Below are 25743 nucleotides of genomic sequence, written 5' to 3'. Positions count from 1 at the left end.
AAATGCGCCAGAGTAAAACTGGGCTTTCCATATTATCCAGTCTGTCCCACCGTACTTATTCCCTTATGCCAGATGTTGACAACTACGTTAATATTTATATCTTCAAAATTTTTGCCACAATCTGGACAAATATAAATTTTAAGTGATAGAAATTTTGGTAATTTCTCGCTACATTTACCACCAAGGTTATATCTTTTTCCAGCTTTCTTCCCTTCATACCCAAGCCGACGATACCGGGGGCTTTTCTTGGTTCGCTGTTTTACCCTCACGTCGAACCCTCTCCACAGCTTTGGAGAGGGGAAACTTTAACGACGGTGAAACACCTGGATTGGGAGGTAATCTAATTTACATAGCTAACTGGTGTAATTCCCGCCAAATCTAAGATTTGTGGAATCAGATCCTCCCGCTTGACGGCCATCATGTGGACACCCTGACATAATTGTCGCGCCATCTGCACTTGTTCCGCAGCAATTTTCATTCCTTCCTCCAGGGGATTTTTGGCGGTAGCCAACCTGTCAATAATGTGCTGAGGAATATTTACACCTGGAACACACTTGTTGATAAACTCAGCATTCTTTGCGGATTTCAACAGGAAAATTCCTGCCAAAATGGGTTTATTATGACTCAAGGCTATGATATCCATAAACTTTTCCAAGACATCAAAATCTGTAATCATCTGACTTTGGAAAAACTGCGCTCCGGCTTCAACTTTGCGTTCAAATCGCTTTTGCAAACCTGACCAACTGGGAGACTGTGGATCCACAGCCGCACCAGCAAATAAATCAGTCCCCCCATCTGGAAAGGGCTTATCATGACAATCAACCCCTTGGTTCATTTTGCGAATCAATTGTAGGAGCCGCACAGATTCCAAATCAAATACTCCTTTAGCATGGGGGTGATCACCTACTTTCACCGGGTCGCCAGTCAAAGCTAAAATATTGCGGATACCCAAAGCATGAGCACCCATTAAATCAGCTTGTAAACCAATTCTATTGCGATCGCGACAAGCAACCTGACAAATCGGTTCAATGCCATTTTGCAACAAAATTACTGACGCTACCAAAGAAGACATCCGTAATACAGCGCGGCTACCATCGGTAATATTGACAGCATGAACCCTCCCCTTAAGGGTCGCCGCCATTGAAATCATGTGTGCTACATTGACCCCTTTTGGGGGAGCTACCTCCGCGGTAACTAAAAATTCGCCGGATTGGGCGGCGCGACGAAATGAGTTGAAAACTGTGGGATTTTGGGTATCCTGCATAACATTAATGTTTCACTTTTCTTCAAGGGTATAACGAATTACGCCCAAAAGTGAAACCTTTACAGAGGTAGGGAGTAACCCAAAGCAGTTTTTACCTGTGCCAAAGTTTGATTAGCAATGGCTCCGGCTTTCTCCCGTCCCTCACGCAACACAGACTGGAGATAAGCTTGATCTTCTATAATCCCTTGATATTTTTCCTGTATGGGTTTTAACGCATTAATTGTCGTTTCTGTCAATAGTGGTTTAAATTGTCCCCAGCCCATATCTTGACATTCTGCTGCTACCTCTTCCTTCTTCTTCCCAGACAGCAGCATATACAGCGTTAACAAGTTATTACACTCTGGACGCTCTGGATCACCGAAAGTCAAACCCCGAACCTGGTCAGTTTTACAGCGCTTAATCTTGTATTGAATCTGCTCTGGTGTATCCAGTAAATTAATCCGGCTTAAATCAGACGCATCAGACTTGGACATTTTGCGTGTACCATCGGCCAAACTCATCACCCTAGCCCCTTCCTGACGAATTAAAGGTTCTGGTAACTTGATCACTGGTTGATCAGGTTTACCAAATTGGTGGTTTAACCGAGCTGCAATGTCCCTAGTCAATTCCAAATGTTGTTTTTGGTCTTCACCCACTGGTACTTTATCAGCTTGATACAGCAAAATATCAGCAGCCATCAGCACAGGATAGTCCAACAAGCCGACATTGACATTTTCACCCTGCTTAATCGCCTTCTCCTTAAACTGAATCATGTCTTGCAACCAGTTTAAAGGTGTGATGCAATTAAACAGCCAGGTAAGTTCACTGTGGGCAGAAACATGAGATTGTACAAAAATCGTCGAGTGATTTAAATTCAGACCACAAGCTAGATAAAGCGCCACCAGGGTATAAGTATCAGATGCTAACCTTGTGGGGTCGTGTGGTACCGTAATCGCGTGTAAATCAGCCACGAACAGGTAATTTTCGTATTCGCTCTGACCTTCTACCCAATTGCGAATAGCTCCTAAATAGTTACCCAGATGGTAATTACCGGTTGGTTGAACTCCAGAAAGAACACGCTGCTTGCCCATAAATTTCTAATTTATCCCAAATCCGCTCTAAGAATATGGCGGTTACAAAACTCCTTCAATTTTGACACTTTCTTGGACAACTGGCTGTTTAGTGATGATTTTTATGAGTTATTATCTCCGGTATTTTGGACAGCAAACTTATGATAATAGATGTTTTTCAGCAGTCTAGCCGCTCTTTTTGACAATGAGTTATGCTTGATATATTGTAGACAATATGTCACAATAACACAGACGTTAATATTAAGCATCCAATGCAAGGAACACAACTTGATCTTTTTCCTCATCAGGATGAGTCTAATCCTATCAAAAAGCAAAAGCAGCCAAAGTTAGCACGTTATCAGCGTATTCAACGCGAACTAGATCAAGATAATTCTGATCGATATAAGAAATTTATTAATATTAGTTCTCCAGAGAGTTTATTATCAAAATATACTTTTGTTGATTTATTTTCTGGTGCTGGGGGAATTACACAAGGATTATTCCAAGCTGGATTCACACCATTAGCTAGTGTAGAAATCAGCCCAATTGCTTCTGCTACTCACAAAAAAAATTTCCCCCAATGTCATCACTTCTGTGGAGATATTGAAGATTTTTATGCCCAAGATTGGCTGCAACAAATCGGCTCACCTGAAGTTAATATTGTTGTTGGTGGTCCACCATGTCAAGGATTTTCAGTAGCAGGAAAACGTGACCCTAAAGATCCTCGGAATCGGTTATTTTATGAATTTGTTCGTGTAGTATCAGAAATACGCCCTTGGTATGTGGTAATGGAAAATGTACCAGGTATTTTGACAATTAAAAAAGGTAGTGTAAAAACAGAAATTTTTGAAGCTTTTAAGTCTATTGGTTATCCTCATATTTCTGTAGCAATTCTGGAATCTGCCGGTTATGGAGTACCACAAATTCGACCAAGAGCGATTTTTATTGCTAATAGATTTAAAATGCCCAACCCTTATCCTAAATCTCAATTAACCCCTGAAGAATATAAACCTATTGAGTCAGCAATTTCTGATTTACCAGAATACATCCCAATACCCGAAATTAATCACGAGTGGACTAAACATTCACGGGAGTATATGGAGCGTCTAGCTCAAGTCCCCCCCGGTGGTTCCTTATATGAAAAATTTGTAGATGCTTTCAAACGGCAATATCCTGGTAAACCGAGTATGACTGTAAAAGAAAATCATGGTGGTACTCATATTCACCCATATTTAAATAGGGTAATTTCGGCACGAGAAATGGCAAGATTACAAACTTTTCCTGATTCCTTTATTTTTGAAGGAACAATGAAAAAAGCTATGTGGCAAATTGGTAATGCTGTACCACCACGTTTAGCAGAGTGCATTGGTTATGCACTGATTCCTTATTTAAATGATATTGCAATTAATCGCTAGAATTTAGTTAAATCTACTCTTATTGATCAGATTGATTGAGCTTTTGATTGAGGGTATTACGCCACGCGTCAAAATCATACCAGCCACATCCAACACAGCCTTTTTCAGCTTCAGGTCCACGCTGATGTATGCAAGGCCAGTCTTCTCCTTTTTCGTACCAAAACTTAATACCGAAAGGTGTACCTCGTTTGTTAGTTTTAATACAGCGTTCGCAACTTCTCGATTTCAAAAGATTATGATTACCAGATGTATCTTTCTTGAGTAATTGAAACTTTTCCCTGATTTCCTCATCAGTCATTGAGCTTAAGTGAGGAGGCTCAGAGGATCCCCAGCGCTCCATAGGAAATCTGTGATCAATTACTAGCTCGTGAGATGCTCTTTTTCTTTGTTCTATAATATCTGTATACGCATAAACCTTGAGAATCCTCTCAACTAATGAATTTGGTATGTTAGCAGCGGAATTAGCTGATTTTATAGCAACCGCCAAGGAGGTTAGGACGCAAAAAGCAAGACATCCTCAATGGCATCTCGTAAAGAATCAAACCGCTCAAGTTTTTTGCGGATTCGACTTTTTAACCAAGACCAACATTTTTCAATCTGATTCAGGTCTGGAGAATAAGGTGGTAGGTACAGCACTTCACACCCTGCGTACTGAATCAGTTGTTGAATGCGCCCACCTTTATGAAATGTGGCATTATCCATCACCACAACCTGTCCTGGTTTGAGTGTGGGAAGCAAACAAGCTTCAAGCCAAGTCTCAAATACTATTCGATTACACGCACCCTCAACAGTGAAAGGAGCTATCAGCTTATGGTTACACAGCGCGGCAATTATGTTCACCCGACCTTCACGACGACCTGATTTAAGTGCATGGAAGCGCTGTCCTTTTGAGTTCCAACCGTAATCATACTGGTCTCGGTTGTCCATTCCTGACTCATCGAGGTATACAATCTTCTCCACAGGTAACTCAGACAACTGCGTTACGAAAGCCTGTCGTTTGACCTCATCGCGCTCACGGTAGCCATAAGTCTTTTTTTTCGCGTAAAACCAATTTTTTTCAAAGCTCTTGAGATTGTGCGATCGCTAATTTCTTCAGGCCAAAGTGAGGCCATCTCTACTTGGGTTTTATCGCCATGTACGGAAGCAAACTCACGAAATTTTTCCCAATCGGTAATTTTGTGACCATTCCCAGGACGCTGATTAGGCAAGGCTTGGAAGTCCCCCGTTTCGGTTTTTCGCTTCAACCATAGGGTGATGGTGTTGCGACTAATATTAAACATTTGACTGGCTTGAGTTTTCTTCAAGCCATCGAGTTCAATCGCTTGGATTACTTTTTGACGAAGGTCGTAACTGTACGGCTTGGGCATATACCTGTAGCAAGCGATCGCTTCACATGAAAAGGGACTACTTATAGTTTATGCTTAAATTACCTTGGCGGTTGCTATATCTCACCTGTCCAACGATCCCACCTTGTTTTCTTTGAACAAATTTGACAATATTTACTCTCAGTTTCAATAACAAGTCCAGGTCGCTGTTGTGTTCCTCGTCTTAATCCTTTAATACCACCACCGCCAGCATACTGATTAGATCCAATTTCCTTAGTTTCATGTCCACGACAATGCCATTTTTCATCTGACAATAAATTAAAAACTTTCAACTGAGTAGAAGCATCTTTCAACTGCTCTCGAATTATTGCCACTAAATCTTCTTGATTGTTCACTGTATTTTATCTGATTCTATTTCTAGGTTTTGGAGAAGACTAGAAACACTAATTCCTAAACCATTAGCAAGACTTACCAAAGCAGTGAGAGACGGATTTCTAACCCCACGTTCCACACCAGATATGTATGTGCGGTCTAAGTTAGCGCGTAGTCCTAACTCTTCTTGTGAAATTCCCTGTTCTGTTCTGTATTGCCTTACCAGATAGCCCAAAGCAGAAAGAATCTTTTGTTTTGACTCATCCATTTACCGATTGTGAATCTCTAGTGACTATCAGTCTACGGACGATGTGTCACATTAAAGCTTACTGCTGATAAAATTTAGAAAAAATGCCATAATAACCAGGCATATAACTTAAATAGATGAAATTTATCGGCATTGATTTAGGCTGGAAATCCCAACCAAGCGGCTTATGCTGTTTAGAATTAATAGCAGAAAAACTGCACATCATCGATTTAGATCGGCGGGAATGTATTACAGACATTTTCGCCTGGATAGATAACCATGTACCCGCAAATCAACCAGGGATGATCGCCGTAGACGCGCCCACATTGATACCCAATGCTGTAGGGAGTCGTCTCGCGGACAAACTCACACATAAATACTTTGGCAAATATCACGCCGGATGTTACCCAGCTAATCAAAATTTACCCTTTGCAGAACGTACTGTAAACTTTGGTTTAGAATTAGAGTCTCGTGGATTTGCCCATGCACCGACAATTCAACCCCAAAAACCTGGGAGATATCAAATAGAAGTTTTTCCCCATCCCGCAATAGTTAACTTATTTAACCTAGAACGCATCCTGAAATATAAAAAAGGACGCATCAGTGAGCGCCGCTTAGAATTAATTAAACTTTACAATTACATTATTGATATTTTACCCACCATAGAACCTTCTCTGATCTCTGTACCCTTGGGTGGTTCATTTTCCCAAATCCCCACCACAGGCGCAGCACTCAAAGCAGCTGAAGACAAACTAGATAGTGTAATTTGTGCTTATGTAGCAGCGCACTGGTGGTATTGGGGTGAAAAACATAACTTAGTGTTAGGCGATCGCACCACGGGTTATATTGTCATCCCTAGTAAAATCGGGAGTAGGGACTATTGACAGCCCTACTCCCTCATCCTTGAGCTTATTCTGCCCAAGCAATCAATCTCGGCTCATAGGGACTAGATAAATGTTGGTGGTGTGGTAACACGCGCAAAGACAAACCTTGTAAACCAGAGACGGTATAGGTGATATTAGCGGTGTAAACACTCAATGCATCTGCATCCTGGGCTTGGTTAATTTCTGCAGCCGCTGCGCCGCGATCACGCAAATGCTTTACCAAGTGTTCTCGCACATGTAAGATCATATCCAAGCGACAGCGTTCGTGATTGCGCCACAATTCCTCATCGGGTATCGCATCCATCCGTTCCCACAATGGGCTATCTGGTGGTACTGATGACCAGTTAGGACCCAAGTAGCGATCATACAACTCTTGAGTTGATTTGGCTACACAACTACGAGCATGAACACCATTAGTAATTGCCGCAATTGGTACCTCTTCCACAGGTACTTTTTGCCATAGACCCTTAAACATCTGCCGTGAGACCACACCATGCAACTGTGCCACACCGTTAGAAAATGTCGCCATCTTCAAGGCCAACACCGCCATACTGAAAGGCGCCGATAAATCACCCGTATTTTCCCGCCCCAGTCCTAAAAATTGTTCTTTGGGCAAACCAAAGATTTCTGCATAGTAACCCAGGTAATACAAAATCTTATCAGGAGCAAACAAATCTATCCCAGCTGGTACTGGGGTGTGGGTAGTAAAGATATTACTCGAAGCTACAACTTGTCTAGCTTCCGCATAACTTAATCCTTCTTCCTGAATTAATATCCGGATCCGTTCTAAGGCCGAGAATGCTGCATGGCCTTCATTCATGTGGTAAGCAGTGACATTGTAACCCAGTGCTTTCAACACCTGCACACCACCGATCCCCAGCATAATTTCCTGGTGAATCCGCATATCGATATCACCACCATACAGCTGGTCAGTGATGTCATGGTCATAAGGATTATTGGGTTCAATATTCGTGTCTAGCATATACAGTGGTACCATTCCCACCTGTACACGCCAAACTCTAGCATAGACCTTGCGCCCCGGATAATCGACAGCAATCCGTAGCTCTGAACCATCCGGATTCCGCTCTAGGTGCAAGGGCATATTATAGAAATCGTTGATGGGGTATCGCTCTTGTTGCCAACCATCTGCATTCAGGTATTGAGCAAAGTACCCTTGTTGATACAATAAACCCACACCCACCAGAGGTAAACCCAAGTCGCTGGCAGATTTCAGGTGATCCCCTGCTAGAACACCCAACCCGCCAGAATAAATTGGTAAACAATCTACCAATCCAAATTCAGCGGAAAAGTAGGCATAGCATTCTTTCTGCTTTTGGTTGCGTTGTTTCTGATACCATGTACGCTCTTGTAAATAATCTTCTAACTGACGCGCCGCCCGATCCATTTGTGCTAGGAAGCCTTCATCTTCTACAACTTCCAACAGCCGCCCTTGATTGATGGTACCCAGCATTAACACGGGGTTATGATGGCTAGATTCCCACAGATCAGGGTCTAAGCGACGAAATAAATCTTTACTTTCAACGTTCCAGTCCCAATGCAAGTTATATGCTAGTCGCCTCAAAGGTTCCAGTCGCGAGGGTAAAGAAGGGGAAACGTTAAATGTGCGAATCGGCTGCATAGGTTGTTAAAACTCCCAGTTTAATTTTCGGTATTGTTTATCTATTTATTGCAATGTTGCCAATTCTTTTGACGGTGTGTAAATAACTTTGTCCAGTATTGAGAGTTATTATTGCCATTGCTGATAAAGTTTACACTAAAGACATTTTTAAGGCTATGGAGTATCCACAAGTATGTACTTAGTATATGAAAGTTTGACTCTGATCTGTCGGGGAAAAGTTAAACAAATATAAATAAATTTGTATGAAATCTTAGAGGATGTTTTAAAAGGGGGGAGGTGTGGAAAGAAAGCTCACAAGGTATAAGCTGAGATTTGTATATAGCAGCACCTTGTAAGTAAATGACTAAAGTATACCCTAGCAACCTCATATGGGAACCGTGGGAACTAATTGCTGACCTATTTCCCAGCGCCAAACCAGGTGGTCGTCCTCGGAGAATAGCCATGTATGCCGTGGTGAATGCAATTCTTTATGTACTAGGATGTACGTGGCGGGGACTACCGGGAGATTTTCCACCTTGGCAAACCGTTTATGGTTACTTGGTGGAGATAGAACCAAGACGGAACCTGGTGAAAAATTTACAACAAACTTTACCATACCAGTGGACACGAGTGTCAGTAAGACCTAATCCCAGCCCCACGGAAGCCGCTGTTGATAGTCAATCAGTAGAAACGGCAACAATGATTTCTCAAGACGTAGGTGACGATGCTGGTAAAAAAATACATGGGCGTAAGGGACATTTATCCGTTGATATGTTGGGTTTAGTATTACGAGTTTTAGTGACTGCTACCAGTGTTCCAGAACGTGAGGGAGGGAAGAAAGTCCTTCATAGGGTTCATGGGATGGGGGATAAGGTCAAGCGCTTAAATAACATTTGCATGGATGGGGGATATAGAGGTGATGATTTTGTACATTGGGTCATGGATATGTTTCTTTGGATTGTGCAGATTGTTCTGCGACCCTTAGAGGTTGTTTGGAAAGTCATGATTAGTGTATCGAATATTATTTGACCCCTCCCTAACCCTCCCCTTGTAAGGGGAGGGGACTGGATTTGATTGTTTTTTGTGTGTTCGCCATTCCCTGTTCCGGTGTTCCCTGTTCCCTAAGATAAAAATTACCTGTTGAAAACTTATCAAACATCCTCTAAGAGAGGAAGGGTTTTGTACTCTTACCAAAGCGTTGGGTTGTGGAAAGAACTTTTGGATGGCTCAATTGGTCTCGGCACTTGAGCAAGGATTATGAAAGATTGCCCCAAACTTCTGAGACTTTTATCTATACTGCCATGATTCCTATTATGCTCAGACGACTGGCTTGATTATTTACTAACTTTGACTTTTAAAACATCCTCTAACGGACATTCACCACTCAAACTGATCTCAAAAAGGGGCGAGATTTCGATAATATAAAGTAGTTATCTTTGCTGTATAGCACATACACAAGAGAGAAACTTTATTTCTCACACCTTTTGGAGATACTTGTATGGTGACTTTAAAAATCGCTGTTTATATTGTTGTTGCCTTTTTTGTGGCTATCTTTGTCTTTGGATTTTTGTCCAACGATCCAGCCCGTAACCCCGGACGCCAGGATTTAGAGTAAAATAGCCACCAATTAGCCACCAATTATTGACTTTGAGGGGAAGTGCTAAACCGGTTCTAGGAGAGCCTACATCTGCCTGAATCATTAATGTTGAGTGGTAGTGGCAAAGTGTCAAAACTCTCCGAAGAGCTAAAACACCAGCACTTTCTCTGAATCAGCTTCCTAATATTCAGGCAAAAAGCAAAAGTCGGAAGATCAACCTATAATTGATCCTTCCGACTATTAATTGGCCATCAGAAAACTGAGTGGGAGCCTGAGAACCCCTGTGTCCAAAATCCGGGATAAAAACTGATTTCGTCAGTCAAAGCCCGAAAGGGAAGAATCCTGCTTTTTCCAAGCCAGGATAGTTCAATTGTTAGCTTGATGTGCCGTAGATATGCTTCATCCAGTTCCCTTACCTCCACCCCCTCCTGCCATTGTCCAAGTGGTACCATCAGCAAATTCTATTTCCTGTGCTAGTGACAATCAGTTTCTCCCATTGATCACAAATCAAAAAAATCCCCAAGGACACAAACCAGCATCCCCACCACCAGAGGAAACTCCACAATTTTTCCATGTAAAAGATACTACATCTTCTGCTGGGCATCAGTCCACTGTCAACAGTCTAGACACACCCAATACATCAGAAACTTTCACCCCTTCTCAGACTGCTGTTTGTTTGGGTAAACCCCAGACATTTGCTAATTCCCCACAGCAGTTGCAAGCGCCTAACACTAAACCCAATGTGCCAGTTGCAGGGGCTAAAGCAACTCCACAAGCGCAGGAAACTAATATTATTTCATCTGACACAAATTATACAGCAATTTTTCGTCCCGTACAAAATACCCTACTGCTGAAGTCTCGTCACCCCAGTAGCCAAACCTCGAATCCCTCTACCATAGAATTTCGGTCACCTACATCTTTAGCTAGACAAAGAACCATAGAAGTCATCTCAGACAGGCAGGAGTATGATCAAATCCGGCGAATTGTCACCGCCGAAGGTAATGTAGTCGTGCGATTTGATGGCGCTGTGGTGGACGCTGACCGCCTGCAAGTAAATTTAGATAACTTGATCGCTGTGGGTTCTGGTAATGTGGCCTTAACACGAGGAGATCAAGTGTTGCGGGGAGAACGCTTTACCTATAATTTTATCCAAGACAATGGGGAAATAGAAAGTGGCAGCGGTGAGATTTTCATACCCTCAGCCCAACAAGATTTCGCTTTTTCATCTAGCAATGTTACACCAGTTGGAATTGAGGCTCCTGTAAGTGATAGGGTCAGAAGAAATCAGCCCCTGACCCAAATCACTAGCCCTGGGGGTATTGATTTTACATTAGGTGGTATCCAAGCCAGGAATGTCCCCTTACCGGTAACCGGAGGTGAAGTGAGGAGAGTGCGGTTTGCAGCTCAACGGATTTCATTTTATCCGGGAGGTTGGCAAGCTTTTGATGTGCGAATTACTAACGACCCCTTTTCACCCCCAGAATTAGAGTTACGTGCATCTCAAGTTACCTCTATCAGGGAGTCTGCTTTTAAAGAGACTATTACTACACGGGGACAGCGTTTAGTTTTTGACCAAAAACTCTCTTTACCAATTCCTGTAGATAAACAGACTATTGATAGTTTTGAACGCGACGCCTCACCATTCCTGGTGTCTCCCGGTTTTGATGGGGATAAGCGAGGTGGTTTATTTGTAGAACGCGGTTTCACAACTGTTGATACCCAGCAGGTACGGTGGAGAATCACCCCTCAATTATTTGTGCAAAAAGCTTTACAAATGGGTACAGGTGATTTAGCTGACTTGTTGGGTGTAAAGACAAGTTTAAATGCTGTTTTGAACCCACGGTTAACACTAGAAGGTGGCGGTGAGTTAACCAGTTTAAACAATTTAGAGGAAAATTTGCAGGTTGGTTTGCGCATGCGCCAGGTATTAGGGGATGTTAATCCTCACGTACTAAATCTAGAATATAGCTACCGCGATCGCCTCTACAATGGCTCTCTGGGCTTTCAAACCGTCCAGAGCAGTCTTGGTGGTCTGATTACCTCCCCTGTCATTCCTTTAGGTAATAGTGGTGTTAACCTCAGTTATCAGGCAGGCCTACAATATATCAATGCCAACACTGACCGCCTAGACTTACTAGCAGCAACCGCGAACAATAATCGTATTGGTTTGGGTCGCCTACAAGCCAGCGCTAGCCTCAGTCGGGGGTTTTTACTATGGCGAGGTCAATCATTACCACCCACTGCCACAGAGGGACTAAAATATACACCTAACCCTGTGGTGCCCTATATAGAAACAATTGCCAGTGTCAGAGGTACACATAGTTATTACAGTAATAACGAAAATCAAACTACCCTAACAGCCACAGTCGGTTTAGTCGGGCAGTTCGGTAATTTCTCTCGCCCCTATTTAGACTATACGGCTTTCAACCTCACTTATTCTCAGGGACTAAATAGCGGATTATCACCCTTTTTGTTTGACCGATCAGTTGATACTAAACTGCTAAGTGTTGGCACTCAGCTGCAAATTTATGGGCCATTTGTCTTAGGCTGGCAAACAGCAATTAACTTGGACACTGGTAGAGAAACTAGCACAGACTACATTTTACAATATAGCCGCCGTACCTATGGCATCACCTTGCGTTATAACCCCATACTAGAATTAGGTGGCTTCACCATCCGCATTAGTGATTTTAACTGGGTTGGCGGTACAGATCCATTCTCTGGTGTGCGACAAAATAATTAACTAGATTCCGATTTTGACCAAACTGGTGTAAAAATCAAATAACACTAAATTATACATTTAAGATGTAAGTTATTATTAGTACACCATAGTGGATAGCGCAAATTGTCGCATTTGGCAATCTTCCATCCAAAATCTAGTTAGCGTATAGTCATAATCTGTTAGCAAGCTACAAGACTTGATTATGGTGAGAGAGCTAGAAAGAATAAAAATACCTCAGAGTACAGAGTTTCCAGAAACAGCCTCAGCTGCTAATCCTGTATTTTTTAGAACCTACAGCCGTCTCACAAAGGCAGGGCTGAGGGAAACATGGGATGAGGTATGCGATCGCACCCTTAAGGGCATCATCGACCTAGGGAGGCTCACAAGAGCCGAAAGTGCGATAATAGAAGAGATGCAACGCCACCTCAAAGCCTTACCCAGTGGACGCTGGTTATGGGTGGGTGGTACAGAGTGGATCACCAAACCCAAAAACTTTTCTGGTGCTTATAACTGCACATCCACCAACCTCGAAGATTGGAGTGCATTTGCATTAATGATGGATTTAGCCATGATGGGCTGTGGGACTGGAGCCGTCATAGAACCCCAACACATCAATCAACTCCCTGCTATCCGTAATTACTTAAATCTGACATTACAAGGGGAAATTGGTAGCATACCTTGGGAATTACGTTGTCAACATACTAAAACCTGCATAGAAGGGAATACCGTTACCATCTATGTGGGAGATAGCCGCGAAGGCTGGGTAGAATCCTACAAATCCCTGTTGGAAATCTCTACAAATCAAACTTTATCCACAGAACTCAAGGTAATCGTTGACCTCAGTAATGTACGTCAAACCGGGGAACCCCTCAAGGGCTTTGGTGGAGTAGCTAATCCTGTCAAACTACCAGACCTATATAAACAGTGTGCATCTATACTCAACAAGGCTATAGGTAGACAATTAAACTCCGTAGAATGCTGTTTATTGATTGACCAGGCTGCCGTAGCAATTGTTGCCGGCAATATTCGGCGCAGTGCGGGTATGCGTCAGTTTAGGGCTGATGATGGTTTAGGAGCAACAGCCAAAGATAACCTCTGGCAACAAGACACAGAAGGTAACTGGCGCATTGATCCTGAGCGGGACGCTTTACGCATGGCTAATCATACCAGAGTGTTTCACCGCAAACCCACATTAGAAGAATGTATAGAATCTGTACGTAAACAATACTATAGTGGCGAAGGTGCTATTCAGTGGGCTGGTGAGTCCGTAGCCAGAGCTAATTGTGATTTGCTCAATACACCACAACTAAAAAAAGATTTTCTACAAGCTTATGATCAAGGAAAAGCCAAAGAATGGATACAACAACGTCACCCAAAGATTGATTCTCAAGAATTAGAACATCGTTTAAACCGCTATGGCTTAAACCCCTGTGGTGAAATCATAGGCTCTAACTTTCACTGCAACTTATCAGAAATTCACTTAAACCAAATTGACCCAGAGGACTACAAAGAACAAGAAAAGGCTTTTACTGCTGGGGCTTTATCTGTAGCAGCACTGTTAAATCATCAATTTTTAGAGCCACGCTACCAAAAGAGCCGGGAATTAGACCCGATTGTTGGGGTTTCCTTTACCGGATTATTCGATTTCTTTGTTCATGCTTTTGGTGTAGACTGGTTGCGCTGGTGGGCTGAAGGTAGAGTCGAAACACCCCAAGGTTTGGCTTTCAAAGAGCAAGAGGCAAAATATCTCACCTACTGGAAAGATATAGTACATCGAGTAGTTTGGGACTACTGCGATCGCCACCAACTCAAGCATCCTAATCGTTGTACCACAGTCCAACCTAGTGGCACTAAATCCCTATTAACAGGGGCTAGTCCGGGTTGGCATCCTCCCAAGTCACAGAGATTTATCCGTAGAATTACCTTTGGTAAAAATGATCCAGTAGCATTAGCCTGCATTGACTATGGTTACAATGTCATCCCATCCCAGTCCGACAAAGACGAACACGGAAACTTACTAAATGACCCATTTGACCCCCGTGTAACTGAATGGCTAGTGGAAATTCCTATATCCGTATCTTGGGCTGACTTACCGGGAGCTGATGAGATTAATGTGAGCAAATTTTCCGCCTTAGCTCAATTTGACTTTGCCCTGCAAGTTCAGCGCTGGTACGTAACTCACAACACATCATCCACCATAGAATTACGCTCTGAGGAGGTGGAACCCTTGGGACAGCGAATTTATCAAGGTATCCAAAACGATGAAGGCTACATTTCCGCAGCACTGTTAGCCCGGTTCGATGACTTGCAATCATTCCCCCGCCTACCATTTGAACCTATAGATAAGTCAACCTATGAGCGTTTAACTCAAGAAGTTAAGTCACGTCGCAGAACAGATGATTTCTGCGCGGTCTTGAGTCGATACGATTCCAGTAAACTGGCCGATGTTGGACCTAGCGGATGTGATTCTGACAAGTGTATGTTTCCGGTTGAATCCCCCGCGTCTTAGGTTCTAAATCCATTAGAAAGGCATTTCCTTATAGAGACGCCCTTAATTGCGTCTCTGGTTTTTCAGGTTAGGATCATTTCAAACTACAGCAGAATCTCAAATATGTTCATTAATGAATTGTCACCAATATTTCAACAATTAACCAAGCACCCAGTTTCATTTATGGGGGGATTTTTTTCTGGTGTGCTGCGACTTAATCTCAAGGACGACCCTGTAAAAACCTGGCTGGAGCAACAAATAAAGTCCACTGGTCATTCCAGTCCAACTAGTGAGGCGCACAATGGTAAAGCTACTGGGCCTCAGCAAATTTCTATTGATTGAAATTTGCACCTATCCCAGAATCGTCTAACCCAGAATTGAGGTTGAGCAAAACTATTGTGGGTGGGCATTTGCCTGCCCTGTATGATCAGTTTAATACAGTTTGTTAAATCTCATACTTTAAAAAATGTCACAATCAGTTATCATGTGAGCGTATGGCTAAGTTCAGCCCCTTGGCATCTTGAGTTGAAGCGAAAGCCAGGATGATGATCGCTGTCCTACAACAATATCCGCCATGGGTGAGTCAGAACAGACTATGCAAAATTTGCAGTTTGTTTATACCTCTTTCCACCGCTGAACTAATCGCCCTTTGTTACAAATTACGTGATCCACATGACTATTTACGTTGGAAACCTCTCTTACCGCGCTACTGAAGAAGACTTAAAAGCCGTATTTGCCGACTATGGTGAAGTCACAAGAGTAGTCTTACCTACTGATCGGGAAACAGGTCGGATGCGAGGCTTTGCATTTGTTGAAATGAAGGAAGATGCTCAAGAAGATGCTGCTATCACTGAATTAGATGGTGCAGAATGGATGGGTCGTCAACTAAGAGTCAATAAAGCCAAGCCAAGGGAAGACAATCGCGGCGGGAGTTGGAGTAAAAAAGCAGATTATTAATAATAACAAGTTATTATTAATAGCAAATTTTTCCTGGTAACGCAAAATTAATTGCTCAATTTCACAAAGACTAGAGCGAAAAGCCCACTCCTTAAGGGGGTGGGACAAATCCCCAGGGACTCTAGTTGTAGTCAACATCTCCTGCAATTAGTTTAGCGGTAAGGCGCACAATAAAAACCAAACTAGACCAACTCGGAAAACTCCTGCTCTTAAAAAAAAGGTGGTTCTGATCTATCTTGAGCCGCAATAGTAAAGATCCTCAATATTTTATCAACACTTCTGCTAAGAAACATATACTAAAATATTCCCCCGCTACCTCAAATTTACGGACAATTGAGCCAAAAAAAAACAATCACAAGATTGTTTTTTTCGCATTGCCTTTTTAATCAGGTTCAAGTAGTCTGGAATTGGGTTATAAAAAATGTCAAAGAATACTTTAAAAATATTTTATATAAAATGTAAAAAAATGCTGTCAATCTTACCAATTATCAAGGGAGAGCAGCAGCAATGGGCCAGTTATCGACGATCAGAGAACTTTGCAACTAGTTGGGCGGTTTCATCATCTGACATGATAGACGGACAAAACCATGTTTTGCAATTATCAAAGCCAAAATCATAATTCTTTAGTTTATCTAAAATCATATTTGAGTTATCAAAATACCTTTCTAAGATAGAGGCAGGAACCAAAAGTTGCCATTAATAAAACCCAGTCACAAGCAGAACTGATCCAGAGTAACAAAAATGACTCAAGCGCCAGAATCTTTAGATTTTTCTATGAATAATGCCACGGATAAGAGCTTAGATCGTGATTGTACAACATTATCGCGTCACGTACTCCAACAATTTAAGACTTTTTCCGCAGACGCACAGGATTTGAGCGCGCTGATGAATCGCATAGCCCTAGCGGGTAAACTAGTGGCTCGTCGTCTCAGTCGCGCCGGTTTAATGGAAGGAGTTCTGGGATTTTCTGGAGACGTCAACATCCAAGGGGAATCAGTCAAAAAGATGGATGTCTACGCCAACGATGTATTTATCTCCGTGTTTAAGCAAAGTGGCTTAGTCTGTCGTCTGGCTTCCGAAGAAATGGAAGAACCTTACTACATCCCAGAAAACTGCCCCATAGGTCGGTATACCTTGTTATATGACCCAATTGATGGCTCATCTAACACCGACACTAACCTCAGCTTAGGTTCAATTTTTTCTATTCGTCAGCAAAAAGGCGATGATGTTGATCGTCAAGCATCGGATCTACTCAGCAACGGAAGAGAACAAATCGCCGCCGGATATATACTGTATGGTCCGAGCACAATGCTGGTTTATACTATGGGTAATGGTGTTCATTCATTTACCCTTGACCCCAGCTTAGGGGAATTTATCCTCTCGGAAGAAAATATCCGTATCCCTAATCATGGTTCTGTTTATAGCGTTAACGAGGGTAATTTTTGGCAGTGGGAAGAATCGATGCGAGAGTATATCCGCTACGTTCATCGCACTGAAGGTTATACTGCTCGTTATAGTGGCGCCATGGTCAGCGACATCCATCGAATTTTAGTTCAAGGCGGCGTATTTCTCTATCCAGGGACAATTCAGAAACCAGAAGGGAAATTGCGCTTACTTTATGAATCCGCTCCCTTAGCTATGTTGATTGAACAAGCAGGCGGTCGCGCCACCACAGGATTAGTAGATATTTTGGAAGTAGTCCCCAAGAAACTGCACCAACGCACACCTTTAATTATTGGTAGTAAGGAAGATGTAGCCAAAGTCGAATCCTTTATTCAAAACGGACATTAGTACCGCCCTTAATTGGTAATTCACCAGACCACAAAGTCCTGTAATTGATTGCAATCAGTAGTTAATTCACACCGAGGAGCTAATAGATACAAACAATGTCTACCAATAATTAACAGTTAATATGGCTATGTGATTCGAGAATCTCTAGAATTGGGGACATGAGATACCTGGTGAGGAATTAAAAATTACCTCAGTGGGGCGATGTCATGAGTGATTAGTAATGCCACAATTCAAAAGAAAGCATCAAAAGCAGCAGTAGAACAGGCCATATCCGATAGCGATCGCCTAGCAGTTGGTTCCATGATTCCTATCAACCCATGGAAAGCCTCAAAGACTCAGACTTCTTAATATTGAATCAAGTCATGACAGAACTCCTAGTTGAAGGTATTCATAAGTTCATCAGAATTGATTCGAGAATCAACTCTGTGAACTCTTTAGAAAACAAAGTCAAGTTATTGTCGCCAGTATAGACCTTCAAAGTCCAAGCTTCTGATCAACACACCACTTAACACCCACTGAAAACTTCTTATGGTTAGTTTGCTAGAAAATCCCTTACGCGTTGGTCTGCAACAACAAGGGATGCCCGAACCCCAAATTATCATCATCTTTGGCGCTTCTGGCGACCTTACCTGGCGTAAATTAGTGCCAGCCCTGTACAAATTGCGCCGAGAAGGACGCATAGCCCCAGAAACCACCATTGTGGGGGTAGCCCGTCGGGAGTGGAGCCATGAATACTTCCGAGAGCAAATGCACAAAGGCATGGAAGAAGCCCATCCCAAAGTACCCCTAGGGGAACTATGGCAGGATTTCTCTCAAGGTCTGTTCTACTGTCCAGGAGACATAGACAATCCCGAAAGTTACCAAAAACTCAACACCCTTTTAACCGAATTAGACCAGAAACGGGGCACAAGGGGAAACCGGATGTTCTACCTCTCGGTAGCTCCTAATTTCTTTCCCGAAGCCATTAGACAATTAGGGGCTGCTGGAATGCTAGACGATTCCTACAAACATCGTCTAGTGATTGAAAAACCCTTTGGGCGCGACTTAGCATCAGCCCAGAGTTTGAATCAAGTAGTGCAAAAATATTGCCAAGAAAATCAAGTTTACCGCATTGACCACTACCTAGGTAAAGAAACAGTTCAAAACCTCCTAGTGTTCCGCTTCGCTAATGCGATATTTGAACCTTTATGGAACCGGCAATTTGTTGACCATGTGCAAATTACTGTGGCGGAAACCGTAGGGGTAGAAGACCGAGCCGGCTACTATGAAAAAGCGGGCGCCCTCAGGGATATGTTGCAGAATCACCTGATGCAACTTTACTGCCTCACTGCTATGGAAGCGCCCAACTCTATGGATGCCGATAGTATACGTACGGAAAAAGTTAAAGTACTACAAGCTACGCGTTTAGCAGATATCCCTAACTTGTCCCGTTCTGCCGTACGGGGTCAATATAGCGCTGGTTGGATGAAAGGTCAACCCGTTCCTGGGTATCATGAGGAACCTGGAGTTGCTTCTCAATCCACCACACCCACCTATGTAGCTATGAAATTTGTGGTAGATAACTGGCGCTGGCAGGGTGTCCCTTTTTACTTACGTACAGGTAAGCGGATGCCCAAAAAAGTGAGTGAGATTTCTATTCACTTTCGGGATGTTCCCTCCCGGATGTTTCAATCGGCATCCCAACAAAGGAATGCTAATATTTTGGCTATGCGTATTCAGCCTAATGAAGGGATTTCCCTGCGCTTTGATGTCAAAATGCCAGGGGCTGAATTCCGCACCCGTTCTGTGGATATGGACTTTAGTTATGGTTCTTTTGGTATCGAAGCCACATCTGATGCTTATGACAGACTGTTTCTTGACTGTATGATGGGTGACCAAACTTTATTTACTCGTTCCGACGAGGTAGAAGCAGCTTGGCAAGTAGTCACTCCCGCTCTTTCAGTTTGGGATGCACCAGCAGACCCAGCGACTATTCCCCGTTATGAGGCTGGTACGTGGGAACCCACAGAGGCAGAATTGTTAATTAACCAAGATGGTCGTCGCTGGCGCAGACTGTAAACAAGAGTCATTAGATATGGTTGAAATTTCCTGTCAGTACAGACGTTCCGTCGGAAGGTCTCTACAGACTAATGACCTTAGATCCAATTACCAATGAATAATGACTAAAGTACTATGATTTCCCAAGCTCCCACAATTTTTTCACTACAAGCACCTAAGGATATTTCCATCAGCGAAATAGAAACCGAACTGAATCAAATTTGGCAAAGTTACGGGATCGCCGGTGAGGATGGTGTGCTTCCTGCTGCTACTAGAGCTACAACGTTTACTTTAGTAGTTTACGAACCAGAAGAAACTCAGTATCTGTTGTCAGCTTTGGGGTTTTATAATGGTCCGTTGGATGGGATTCTCGGTCCACAAATGGCCGCAGCGCTGTCTGCGGTTCAAGGTAAGTATAATCTTCCGGAAACTGGAACGGCTACACCGGAAACTTTGGCTGTATTGCGGGAAGAATTTGTTAAACGTCAGGGGAATGGGGCTACGGGGGAAGGTATTCCTTATAAATTCAGCCCCACAAGCCCCTCTATCGCCGATGAAATTGCTCTACGTAATCCCTGCCGGATTATTGCTTTGTTCCCTATTGCTGGGAAGGATGAGGGGGTTAAGGCTCAGGTTTCTGCTTACTGTCCTATTCAAAAGCAATCTTCCAGTACCCTGGTCTGTTGTGAATATATTACCTTGAGTGGAACCGCCGCTGCTTTAGAACGGGTGGGGGGTATGATTCCAGCTTTGTTAATCGGTGGTTTACCTAAGTTTCTCTGGTGGAAAGCGACACCAGACCCGGGTAATAACCTGTTTAAGCGGCTAGCAGGAGTTTGCAATAATGTGATTGTAGACTCTTGCAAGTTTAACAAGCTCAAAAGTGATTTGCTGAACACAGCCAAGCTGGTAGAAAGTGGCATACCATTGGCTGATTTAAACTGGCGACGGCTTTCACCATGGCAAGAATTAACTGCTCAAGCTTATGACTCACCCCATCGTCGCGCTGCGATCGCAGAAATTGACCGGGTGACTATCGACTATGAAAAGGGAAATCCCGCCCAAGCTTTATTATTTTTGGGTTGGTTATCAAGTCGCTTGCAATGGTCACCAGTTGCCTGTAAAACCCAAATGGGTGATTATGAAATTACTCAGGTGAGTTTTATTGATCAAAACCAGCGACAAATAGAGGCTGAGTTAGCCGGTGTACCAGTGGCTGATGTGGGTGAGATTGTGGGTGATTTAATTGCTCTACGTCTGAGTTCCACAAATCTGCAAGCAGACTGTGGTACAGTTATCTGTACTGAAACTGGGGGTTGTATGCGCATGGAAACCCATGGGGGCGCTCAATCTGCTGGTCTGTTTCAACAGGTGGGTTCCCTTTCTGAACAAAAGGCTGAGTCTTTGTTGAGTCAGCAGGTGCAACGTTGGGGTCGCGAGTCACTGTTTGAAGAAAGTTTGGCTGTTGTGGCTCAGATTCTACTTTTAAACGGTTGAAAAGTATTCTGGTGTAAATGCAGGTGAAAAGAATTTTATGACATAAAATTCTCTACACTCTTGTACCATAATTAATATGGTGCAGTTAATATTTTTGATGATTGCCAGTCTATGGCTTTAGTTATTGCCGGTGAACGTAGTGGCGTGGGTAAGACAACGGTTACCCTCGCCCTTTTGGCATCTTTGCGCCGTAGTGGTGTGGCTATACAGTCTTTTAAAGTTGGTCCAGATTACATTGACCCCATGTTTCACACCTATGTGACCGGCCGCCCCTGTCGTAATTTAGACCCAGTCCTTACCTCGGAAGCTTACGTTAAAAAATGTTTCGCTGATCACAGCCAAGGGTGTGATTACTCCCTCGTTGAGGGGGTTATGGGTCTATTTGATGGGGTCAAGGGGTTACAACAGAGAGATTTTGCTAGTACGGCACATATTGCTAGGCTATTAGATTTACCTATTCTGTTAGTAATTGATTGTAGCCGTTTGTCTGGTTCCGTAGCAGCGATCGCCCACGGTTATTGTTCTTTTGAACCCAGAATCAAAATCGCTGGTCTGGTGTTAAATCGCGTCGGGAGCGATCGCCATCTATCTCTGCTCAAAGACTCCCTAGCATCATTAGAAATACCTATAATCGGCGTGCTGCGTCGTCAAAATAATATCACCATACCCGACCGCCATTTAGGGTTACTCCCCACCGACGAACTTCCCCAGTTGGATACTGTAGTTAATGGTCTGGCTGATCTGGGCGACACTTGTTTTAATTGGCAACTTTTATTACCATTGTTGCACCAGTCCACCCCCTCACCCCCTCCCCTCAAGGTAGGAGAGGGGAGGGAATTATTCCCACATTCCTACTCACACCCTCTCAAAATTGCAGTAGCGCGCGATCGCGCTTTTAACTTCTACTATCAGGATAATCTGGATTTGCTCCAACAGCTAGGTGCTGAACTAGTGTTCTGGAGTCCTTTAGCAGATACTCAACTACCCCCAGATATACAAGGAATGTATTTTGGTGGCGGGTTCCCCGAAGTTTTCGCCCAGGAACTAGCAGCAAATACCCCCGTCCGTAATGCAGTCAAAACAGCAATCCTAACCGGAATACCCACAATAGCTGAATGTGGGGGATTAATGTACCTATGTGAAGAAATTATCGACTTTGAAGGTAAACCTTGGAGTATGACGGGAGTCTTACCGACATCGGCTATGATGGGGAAAAATTTAACTCTAGGATATCGACGCGCTTTAGCTTTAGAAGATAATTTATTAGCATCAGCAGGGACAAATATTTACGGTCATGAATTTCATCGTTCTGAGTTAAACCCCATACCTGATAGCGATAGCGTAGCAGTTGGTTCCATAGAAGGTTTATTTAAAGTTTATCCCTACGATTGTGATAGCTTGGAAGTAGCACACAAAAGTCACCATATTGGTACTGCGGGCAACATTAATAGTTTGTATAGGCGACAGCTGAGAAATCTGCACGCCTCTTATGTTCATGTACACTGGGGACAAAATCGGGAAATCCCCCGCAGATTTTTACAGCGCTGTCTAGAGGTGGCGTTAGCTATAGGAAAATAAAAACTAGTACAGACGTTCCGTTGGAACGTCTGTACGGGTTAAAACGTCCGTATTATATCCAAATTCATTTAAGAATTCATGGCTAACGCCACGCTATCGCTATCACAACTCTAGAACTTGAGAAGATTTTTATGCCGAAGACTACAACTAGTATATCAGCACCCCAAAACTATCACAGCCAAGGGCTAACAGAAGTTATTCAAGTTCTCAATGGCGATCCAGAAAGGGGATTATCTTTTACGGAGGTTCAAAAACGACAATCTAAATTTGGGAAAAATGAACTCACGGGTAAACCCCCAAAACCAGCTTGGTTAAGATTTATTCTGCAATTTAACCAAGCTCTGCTTTATATTCTGTTGGTTGCTGGACTTATAAAAGCCTTCTTGGCGCAGTGGACTAACGCCGGGGTGATTTGGGGGGTAACGGTAATTAATGCTATTATTGGCTTTGTTCAGGAGTCAAAAGCAGAAGGTGCGATCGCCGCCCTAGCACAAGCGGTTACTACTGAAGCTACAGTTATTCGTGATGGGGAAAAATCACGCATCCCCTCCCAAGATTTAGTCCCCGGTGATATCGTCTTACTGACTTCTGGGGATAAAGTCCCAGCAGATTTACGGTTATTCAATGTTCGTAATTTACAGGTAGATGAATCCGCCCTCACGGGGGAGTCAGTCCCAGTAGAAAAATCTACCGCCGACCTCAGTCCTGATACTCCCCTAGCAGAACGGGTTAACATGGCTTATGCGGGTAGTTTTGTCACCTTTGGACAAGCTAAGGGTATAGTAGTTACGACGGCTAACGCCACGGAAATGGGGCGTATTTCCCAGTCATTAGAAAAAACTACCAACCTCAGTACACCCCTGACCCGGAAGTTTGACAAATTTAGCCATCAACTCCTCTATATAATACTGGGTCTAGCTGCTATGACCTTCGCCGTCGGGTTAGGACAAGGACAAACCTGGACGGCGATGTTTGAAGCGTCCGTAGCTTTGGCTGTTAGTGCTATCCCGGAAGGTTTACCTGCGGTGGTGACCGTAACTATGGCTATTGGAGTAAATCGCATGGCTCGCCGTCATGCTATTATCCGTAAACTACCAGCAGTGGAGACCTTAGGGGGTGCAACGGTTATCTGTTCCGATAAAACCGGAACCCTCACAGAAAATCAGATGACCGTTCAGGGTATTTACGCCGGCGAGCAACATTTCCAAGTCTCAGGTACAGGTTATAATCCCAATGGGGATATTCTATGTGAGCAAAAACCTGTAGATTTACAAACGGTCAATTTACTAGCTCTCAGGGAGTGCTTGATGGCTGGGTTGCTTTGTTCTGATTCTTATTTGCAACAAAATAATCATGGTAATTGGTCTGTGGTGGGTGACCCTACAGAAGGTGCTTTAATTACCGTAGCCAATAAGGCGGGGTGGAGTCAGTCGGAGATGACCAGGTTAAACCCCCGGGTTGATGGTATTCCTTTTGAGTCTGAGTTTCAATATATGGCTACTCTCCATGAACAACCGGGGGAGGAATCGAGGGTTATTTATGTTAAGGGTTCCGTTGAAGCTATTGTCAGCCGTTGTCAGTCAACCCTCAATGGTCAGGGGGAAGAGTCCCCCATCCAACCTGAATTAATCTATCAGCAGGTCGAAGCTTTAGCTCAACAGGGAATGCGGGTATTGGCTTTTGGTAAAAAAAATGTCAGCCCTGAGCAAAGTTCTTTAGACCATGAACATATAGCCACAGGATTGATTTTCTTGGGTTTACAGGGAATGATTGACCCGCCGCGACCAGAGGTGATCGCCGCCGTGCGTGCCTGTAAAAAAGCTGGTATTCAAGTTAAAATGATTACAGGCGATCATGTAACCACGGCTAGGGCGATCGCCCAACAAATTGGGTTAGAAAAAGACGGTCAGGTACAAGCCTTTGAGGGTAAGCAAATCGCCCAAATGGATAACAGCGAACTCGTCCCCGCTATAGAACAGGCGGTTGTTTTTGCTAGGGTTGCTCCGGAGCAAAAACTCCGTTTAGTGGAAGCGTTGCAATCCCAAGGGGAAGTAGTCGCCATGACAGGGGATGGAGTCAATGATGCTCCCGCTCTCAGACAAGCGGATATTGGTATCGCCATGGGGTGCGCTGGGACTGATGTGGCCCGGGAAGCTGCTGATATGTTGTTGACTGATGATAACTTTGCTTCCATTGAAGCTGCGGTTGAGGAAGGAAGGACGGTATATCAGAACTTGCAAAAGGCGATCGCTTTCATCTTACCAGTTAATGGGGGCGAATCTATGACCATTCTCATTAGTGCGCTGTTAGCTAGAGATTTACCTATTCTTTCTTTGCAGGTGCTGTGGTTAAATATGGTCAACTCCGTAGCCATGACCGTACCCCTAGCATTTGAACCCAAGTCTGACCGGGTAATGAAACGCCCACCCCGCAATCCCCAAGAGCAGTTACTTTCTGGTACCTTGTTCCAGCGCATAGCAGCAGTTTCTATCTTTAACTGGATTCTCATCTTTGGGATGTTTGAATGGGTGCGTCAAACCATGGGGGATATTGATATAGCTCGAACCATGGCTATCCAGAGCCTTGTCGCTGGACGAGTTGTTTACCTGTTAAGTATTAGTCAGTTAGTGAATGTAGCAGCGCGAAAAATCAAGGGTCAAGCAGTCAGCATTAATGATGGTCGCGCCATGGGTCTGGGTATACTTACTACGGTGGTGCTGCAAATTATTTTTAGTCAATGGGGGATTATGAATACTTTGTTTAAAACCGCACCGCTCAACCTACAACAGTGGTTAATTTGCTTACTTCCCGCTATACCTATGATTCCCCTGGCTTGGTTTGTGAATCGCATCGACCCCGCTGATTGACCCCACCCTAACCTTCCCCTTGTAAGGGGAGGGGA

General features: G+C 43.5%; 20 protein-coding genes and 2 pseudogenes. 15 read left to right on the top strand and 7 right to left on the bottom strand.

The window, feature by feature from the left end:
- Positions 1-340 precede the first annotated feature (340 nt).
- Positions 341-1264 (bottom strand): methylenetetrahydrofolate reductase, encoded by a 924-nt coding sequence (locus IM676_RS16530; RefSeq protein WP_200987894.1) that lies wholly within the window; start codon positions 1262-1264, stop codon positions 341-343.
- Positions 1265-1323: 59 nt separating this feature from the next.
- Positions 1324-2334 (bottom strand): tryptophan--tRNA ligase, encoded by a 1011-nt coding sequence (trpS, locus tag IM676_RS16525; protein WP_200987893.1) that lies wholly within the window; start codon positions 2332-2334, stop codon positions 1324-1326.
- A 251-nt stretch (positions 2335-2585) separates the two neighbouring features.
- On the opposite strand from trpS, the gene IM676_RS16520 reads away from it, so the two are divergent.
- Entirely contained in the window at positions 2586-3728 is a 1143-nt protein-coding gene (locus IM676_RS16520) for a DNA cytosine methyltransferase (RefSeq protein ID WP_200987892.1), read from the top strand.
- Positions 3729-3747: 19 nt separating this feature from the next.
- Here IM676_RS16520 and IM676_RS16515 read toward each other — a convergent pair whose 3' ends face one another.
- The 4 genes from IM676_RS16515 to IM676_RS16500 form a co-directional block, all read right to left on the bottom strand.
- Positions 3748-4215: a hypothetical protein gene (locus IM676_RS16515; protein ID WP_200987891.1), complete on the bottom strand. Its 468-nt coding sequence runs from the start codon at positions 4213-4215 to the stop codon at positions 3748-3750.
- A 5-nt stretch (positions 4216-4220) separates the two neighbouring features.
- Positions 4221-5095 (bottom strand): IS630 family transposase gene (locus IM676_RS16510; RefSeq protein ID WP_200986959.1). Its coding sequence is split into 2 segments (ribosomal slippage): positions 4221-4763 and positions 4766-5095, totalling 873 coding nucleotides; the frame shifts between segments, so codons are not numbered across the junction.
- 74 nt (positions 5096-5169) lie between these two features.
- Positions 5170-5448, bottom strand: coding sequence for a hypothetical protein (locus IM676_RS16505; protein ID WP_200987890.1), 279 nt, complete (start codon positions 5446-5448; stop codon positions 5170-5172).
- On the bottom strand, positions 5445-5693 hold the full coding sequence (locus tag IM676_RS16500; RefSeq protein WP_200987889.1) for a helix-turn-helix domain-containing protein: 249 nt from the start codon (positions 5691-5693) through the stop codon (positions 5445-5447). Before IM676_RS16500 ends, IM676_RS16505 begins: the two co-directional genes overlap by 4 nt.
- A gap of 116 nt (positions 5694-5809) precedes the next feature.
- Between IM676_RS16500 and IM676_RS16495 the strand changes: the two genes are divergently transcribed.
- Positions 5810-6556 (top strand): DUF429 domain-containing protein, encoded by a 747-nt coding sequence (locus tag IM676_RS16495; RefSeq protein ID WP_200987888.1) that lies wholly within the window; start codon positions 5810-5812, stop codon positions 6554-6556.
- Between the two features lie 163 nt (positions 6557-6719).
- Here IM676_RS16495 and glgP read toward each other — a convergent pair.
- Positions 6720-8195, bottom strand: a pseudogene (gene glgP, locus IM676_RS16490) (alpha-glucan family phosphorylase); the annotation flags it as partial.
- Positions 8196-8534: 339 nt separating this feature from the next.
- On the opposite strand from glgP, the gene IM676_RS16485 reads away from it, so the two are divergent.
- From IM676_RS16485 to IM676_RS16425, 13 genes and pseudogenes are all read left to right on the top strand, one after another.
- Complete coding sequence (locus IM676_RS16485) at positions 8535-9203, top strand: transposase (RefSeq protein WP_225880389.1); 669 nt, start codon at positions 8535-8537, stop codon at positions 9201-9203.
- Positions 9204-9349: 146 nt separating this feature from the next.
- Positions 9350-9508: pseudogene (locus IM676_RS16480) on the top strand (transposase); the annotation flags it as partial.
- 164 nt (positions 9509-9672) lie between these two features.
- Positions 9673-9789, top strand: coding sequence for a photosystem II reaction center protein I (locus tag IM676_RS16475; RefSeq protein WP_200987887.1), 117 nt, complete (start codon positions 9673-9675; stop codon positions 9787-9789).
- A gap of 376 nt (positions 9790-10165) precedes the next feature.
- A complete protein-coding gene (locus tag IM676_RS16470; RefSeq protein ID WP_200987886.1) occupies positions 10166-12514 on the top strand; it encodes a DUF3769 domain-containing protein in 2349 nt (782 codons plus the stop codon).
- Positions 12515-12695: 181 nt separating this feature from the next.
- On the top strand, positions 12696-15002 hold the full coding sequence (gene nrdJ / locus IM676_RS16465) for a ribonucleoside-triphosphate reductase, adenosylcobalamin-dependent (protein WP_200987885.1): 2307 nt from the start codon (positions 12696-12698) through the stop codon (positions 15000-15002).
- A 102-nt stretch (positions 15003-15104) separates the two neighbouring features.
- The gene (locus IM676_RS16460; RefSeq protein ID WP_200987884.1) at positions 15105-15323 is read left to right on the top strand and encodes a hypothetical protein; all 219 of its coding nucleotides are present in this window, start codon (positions 15105-15107) and stop codon (positions 15321-15323) included.
- Positions 15324-15653: 330 nt separating this feature from the next.
- Positions 15654-15938, top strand: a complete 285-nt coding sequence (locus IM676_RS16455; RefSeq protein WP_200987883.1) for an RNA recognition motif domain-containing protein — start codon at positions 15654-15656, stop codon at positions 15936-15938.
- A 741-nt stretch (positions 15939-16679) separates the two neighbouring features.
- Complete coding sequence (gene fbp / locus IM676_RS16450) at positions 16680-17729, top strand: class 1 fructose-bisphosphatase (RefSeq protein ID WP_200987882.1); 1050 nt, start codon at positions 16680-16682, stop codon at positions 17727-17729.
- 210 nt (positions 17730-17939) lie between these two features.
- On the top strand, positions 17940-18077 hold the full coding sequence (locus IM676_RS16445; RefSeq protein ID WP_200987881.1) for a hypothetical protein: 138 nt from the start codon (positions 17940-17942) through the stop codon (positions 18075-18077).
- A 180-nt stretch (positions 18078-18257) separates the two neighbouring features.
- Positions 18258-19787 carry a glucose-6-phosphate dehydrogenase gene (gene zwf, locus IM676_RS16440; protein WP_200987880.1) on the top strand — a complete coding sequence of 510 codons (1530 nt, stop codon included), beginning with the start codon at positions 18258-18260 and terminating at the stop codon, positions 19785-19787.
- Positions 19788-19901: 114 nt separating this feature from the next.
- Positions 19902-21263, top strand: a complete 1362-nt coding sequence (gene opcA / locus IM676_RS16435) for a glucose-6-phosphate dehydrogenase assembly protein OpcA (RefSeq protein WP_200987879.1) — start codon at positions 19902-19904, stop codon at positions 21261-21263.
- Between the two features lie 111 nt (positions 21264-21374).
- Positions 21375-22841, top strand: a complete 1467-nt coding sequence (locus tag IM676_RS16430; RefSeq protein ID WP_200987878.1) for a cobyrinate a,c-diamide synthase — start codon at positions 21375-21377, stop codon at positions 22839-22841.
- A gap of 131 nt (positions 22842-22972) precedes the next feature.
- Positions 22973-25708, top strand: a complete 2736-nt coding sequence (locus IM676_RS16425; RefSeq protein WP_200987877.1) for a cation-transporting P-type ATPase — start codon at positions 22973-22975, stop codon at positions 25706-25708.
- Positions 25709-25743: the final 35 nt, after the last annotated feature.

The sequence above is a fragment of the Anabaenopsis elenkinii CCIBt3563 genome (assembly GCF_015245355.1).
GTDB classification, from domain to species: Bacteria; Cyanobacteriota; Cyanobacteriia; order Cyanobacteriales; family Nostocaceae; genus Anabaenopsis; species Anabaenopsis elenkinii.
Note: the sequence above shows the minus strand (reverse complement) of the source record. Positions and strands in the feature narration are given on the sequence as shown.

What these genes read in the sequence shown, in the direction of transcription:
- IM676_RS16530 (WP_200987894.1), bottom strand. Translation starts at nt 1,264, where the DNA reads ATGCAGGATACCCAAAATCCCACAGTTTTCAACTCATTTCGTCGCGCC.
- trpS (WP_200987893.1), bottom strand. Translation starts at nt 2,334, where the DNA reads ATGGGCAAGCAGCGTGTTCTTTCTGGAGTTCAACCAACCGGTAATTAC.
- IM676_RS16520 (WP_200987892.1), top strand. Translation starts at nt 2,586, where the DNA reads ATGCAAGGAACACAACTTGATCTTTTTCCTCATCAGGATGAGTCTAAT.
- IM676_RS16500 (WP_200987889.1), bottom strand. Translation starts at nt 5,693, where the DNA reads ATGGATGAGTCAAAACAAAAGATTCTTTCTGCTTTGGGCTATCTGGTA.
- IM676_RS16495 (WP_200987888.1), top strand. Translation starts at nt 5,810, where the DNA reads ATGAAATTTATCGGCATTGATTTAGGCTGGAAATCCCAACCAAGCGGC.
- IM676_RS16485 (WP_225880389.1), top strand. Translation starts at nt 8,535, where the DNA reads ATGACTAAAGTATACCCTAGCAACCTCATATGGGAACCGTGGGAACTA.
- IM676_RS16475 (WP_200987887.1), top strand. Translation starts at nt 9,673, where the DNA reads ATGGTGACTTTAAAAATCGCTGTTTATATTGTTGTTGCCTTTTTTGTG.
- IM676_RS16470 (WP_200987886.1), top strand. Translation starts at nt 10,166, where the DNA reads ATGCTTCATCCAGTTCCCTTACCTCCACCCCCTCCTGCCATTGTCCAA.
- nrdJ (WP_200987885.1), top strand. Translation starts at nt 12,696, where the DNA reads ATGGTGAGAGAGCTAGAAAGAATAAAAATACCTCAGAGTACAGAGTTT.
- IM676_RS16460 (WP_200987884.1), top strand. Translation starts at nt 15,105, where the DNA reads ATGTTCATTAATGAATTGTCACCAATATTTCAACAATTAACCAAGCAC.
- IM676_RS16455 (WP_200987883.1), top strand. Translation starts at nt 15,654, where the DNA reads ATGACTATTTACGTTGGAAACCTCTCTTACCGCGCTACTGAAGAAGAC.
- fbp (WP_200987882.1), top strand. Translation starts at nt 16,680, where the DNA reads ATGACTCAAGCGCCAGAATCTTTAGATTTTTCTATGAATAATGCCACG.
- zwf (WP_200987880.1), top strand. Translation starts at nt 18,258, where the DNA reads ATGGTTAGTTTGCTAGAAAATCCCTTACGCGTTGGTCTGCAACAACAA.
- opcA (WP_200987879.1), top strand. Translation starts at nt 19,902, where the DNA reads ATGATTTCCCAAGCTCCCACAATTTTTTCACTACAAGCACCTAAGGAT.
- IM676_RS16430 (WP_200987878.1), top strand. Translation starts at nt 21,375, where the DNA reads ATGGCTTTAGTTATTGCCGGTGAACGTAGTGGCGTGGGTAAGACAACG.
- IM676_RS16425 (WP_200987877.1), top strand. Translation starts at nt 22,973, where the DNA reads ATGCCGAAGACTACAACTAGTATATCAGCACCCCAAAACTATCACAGC.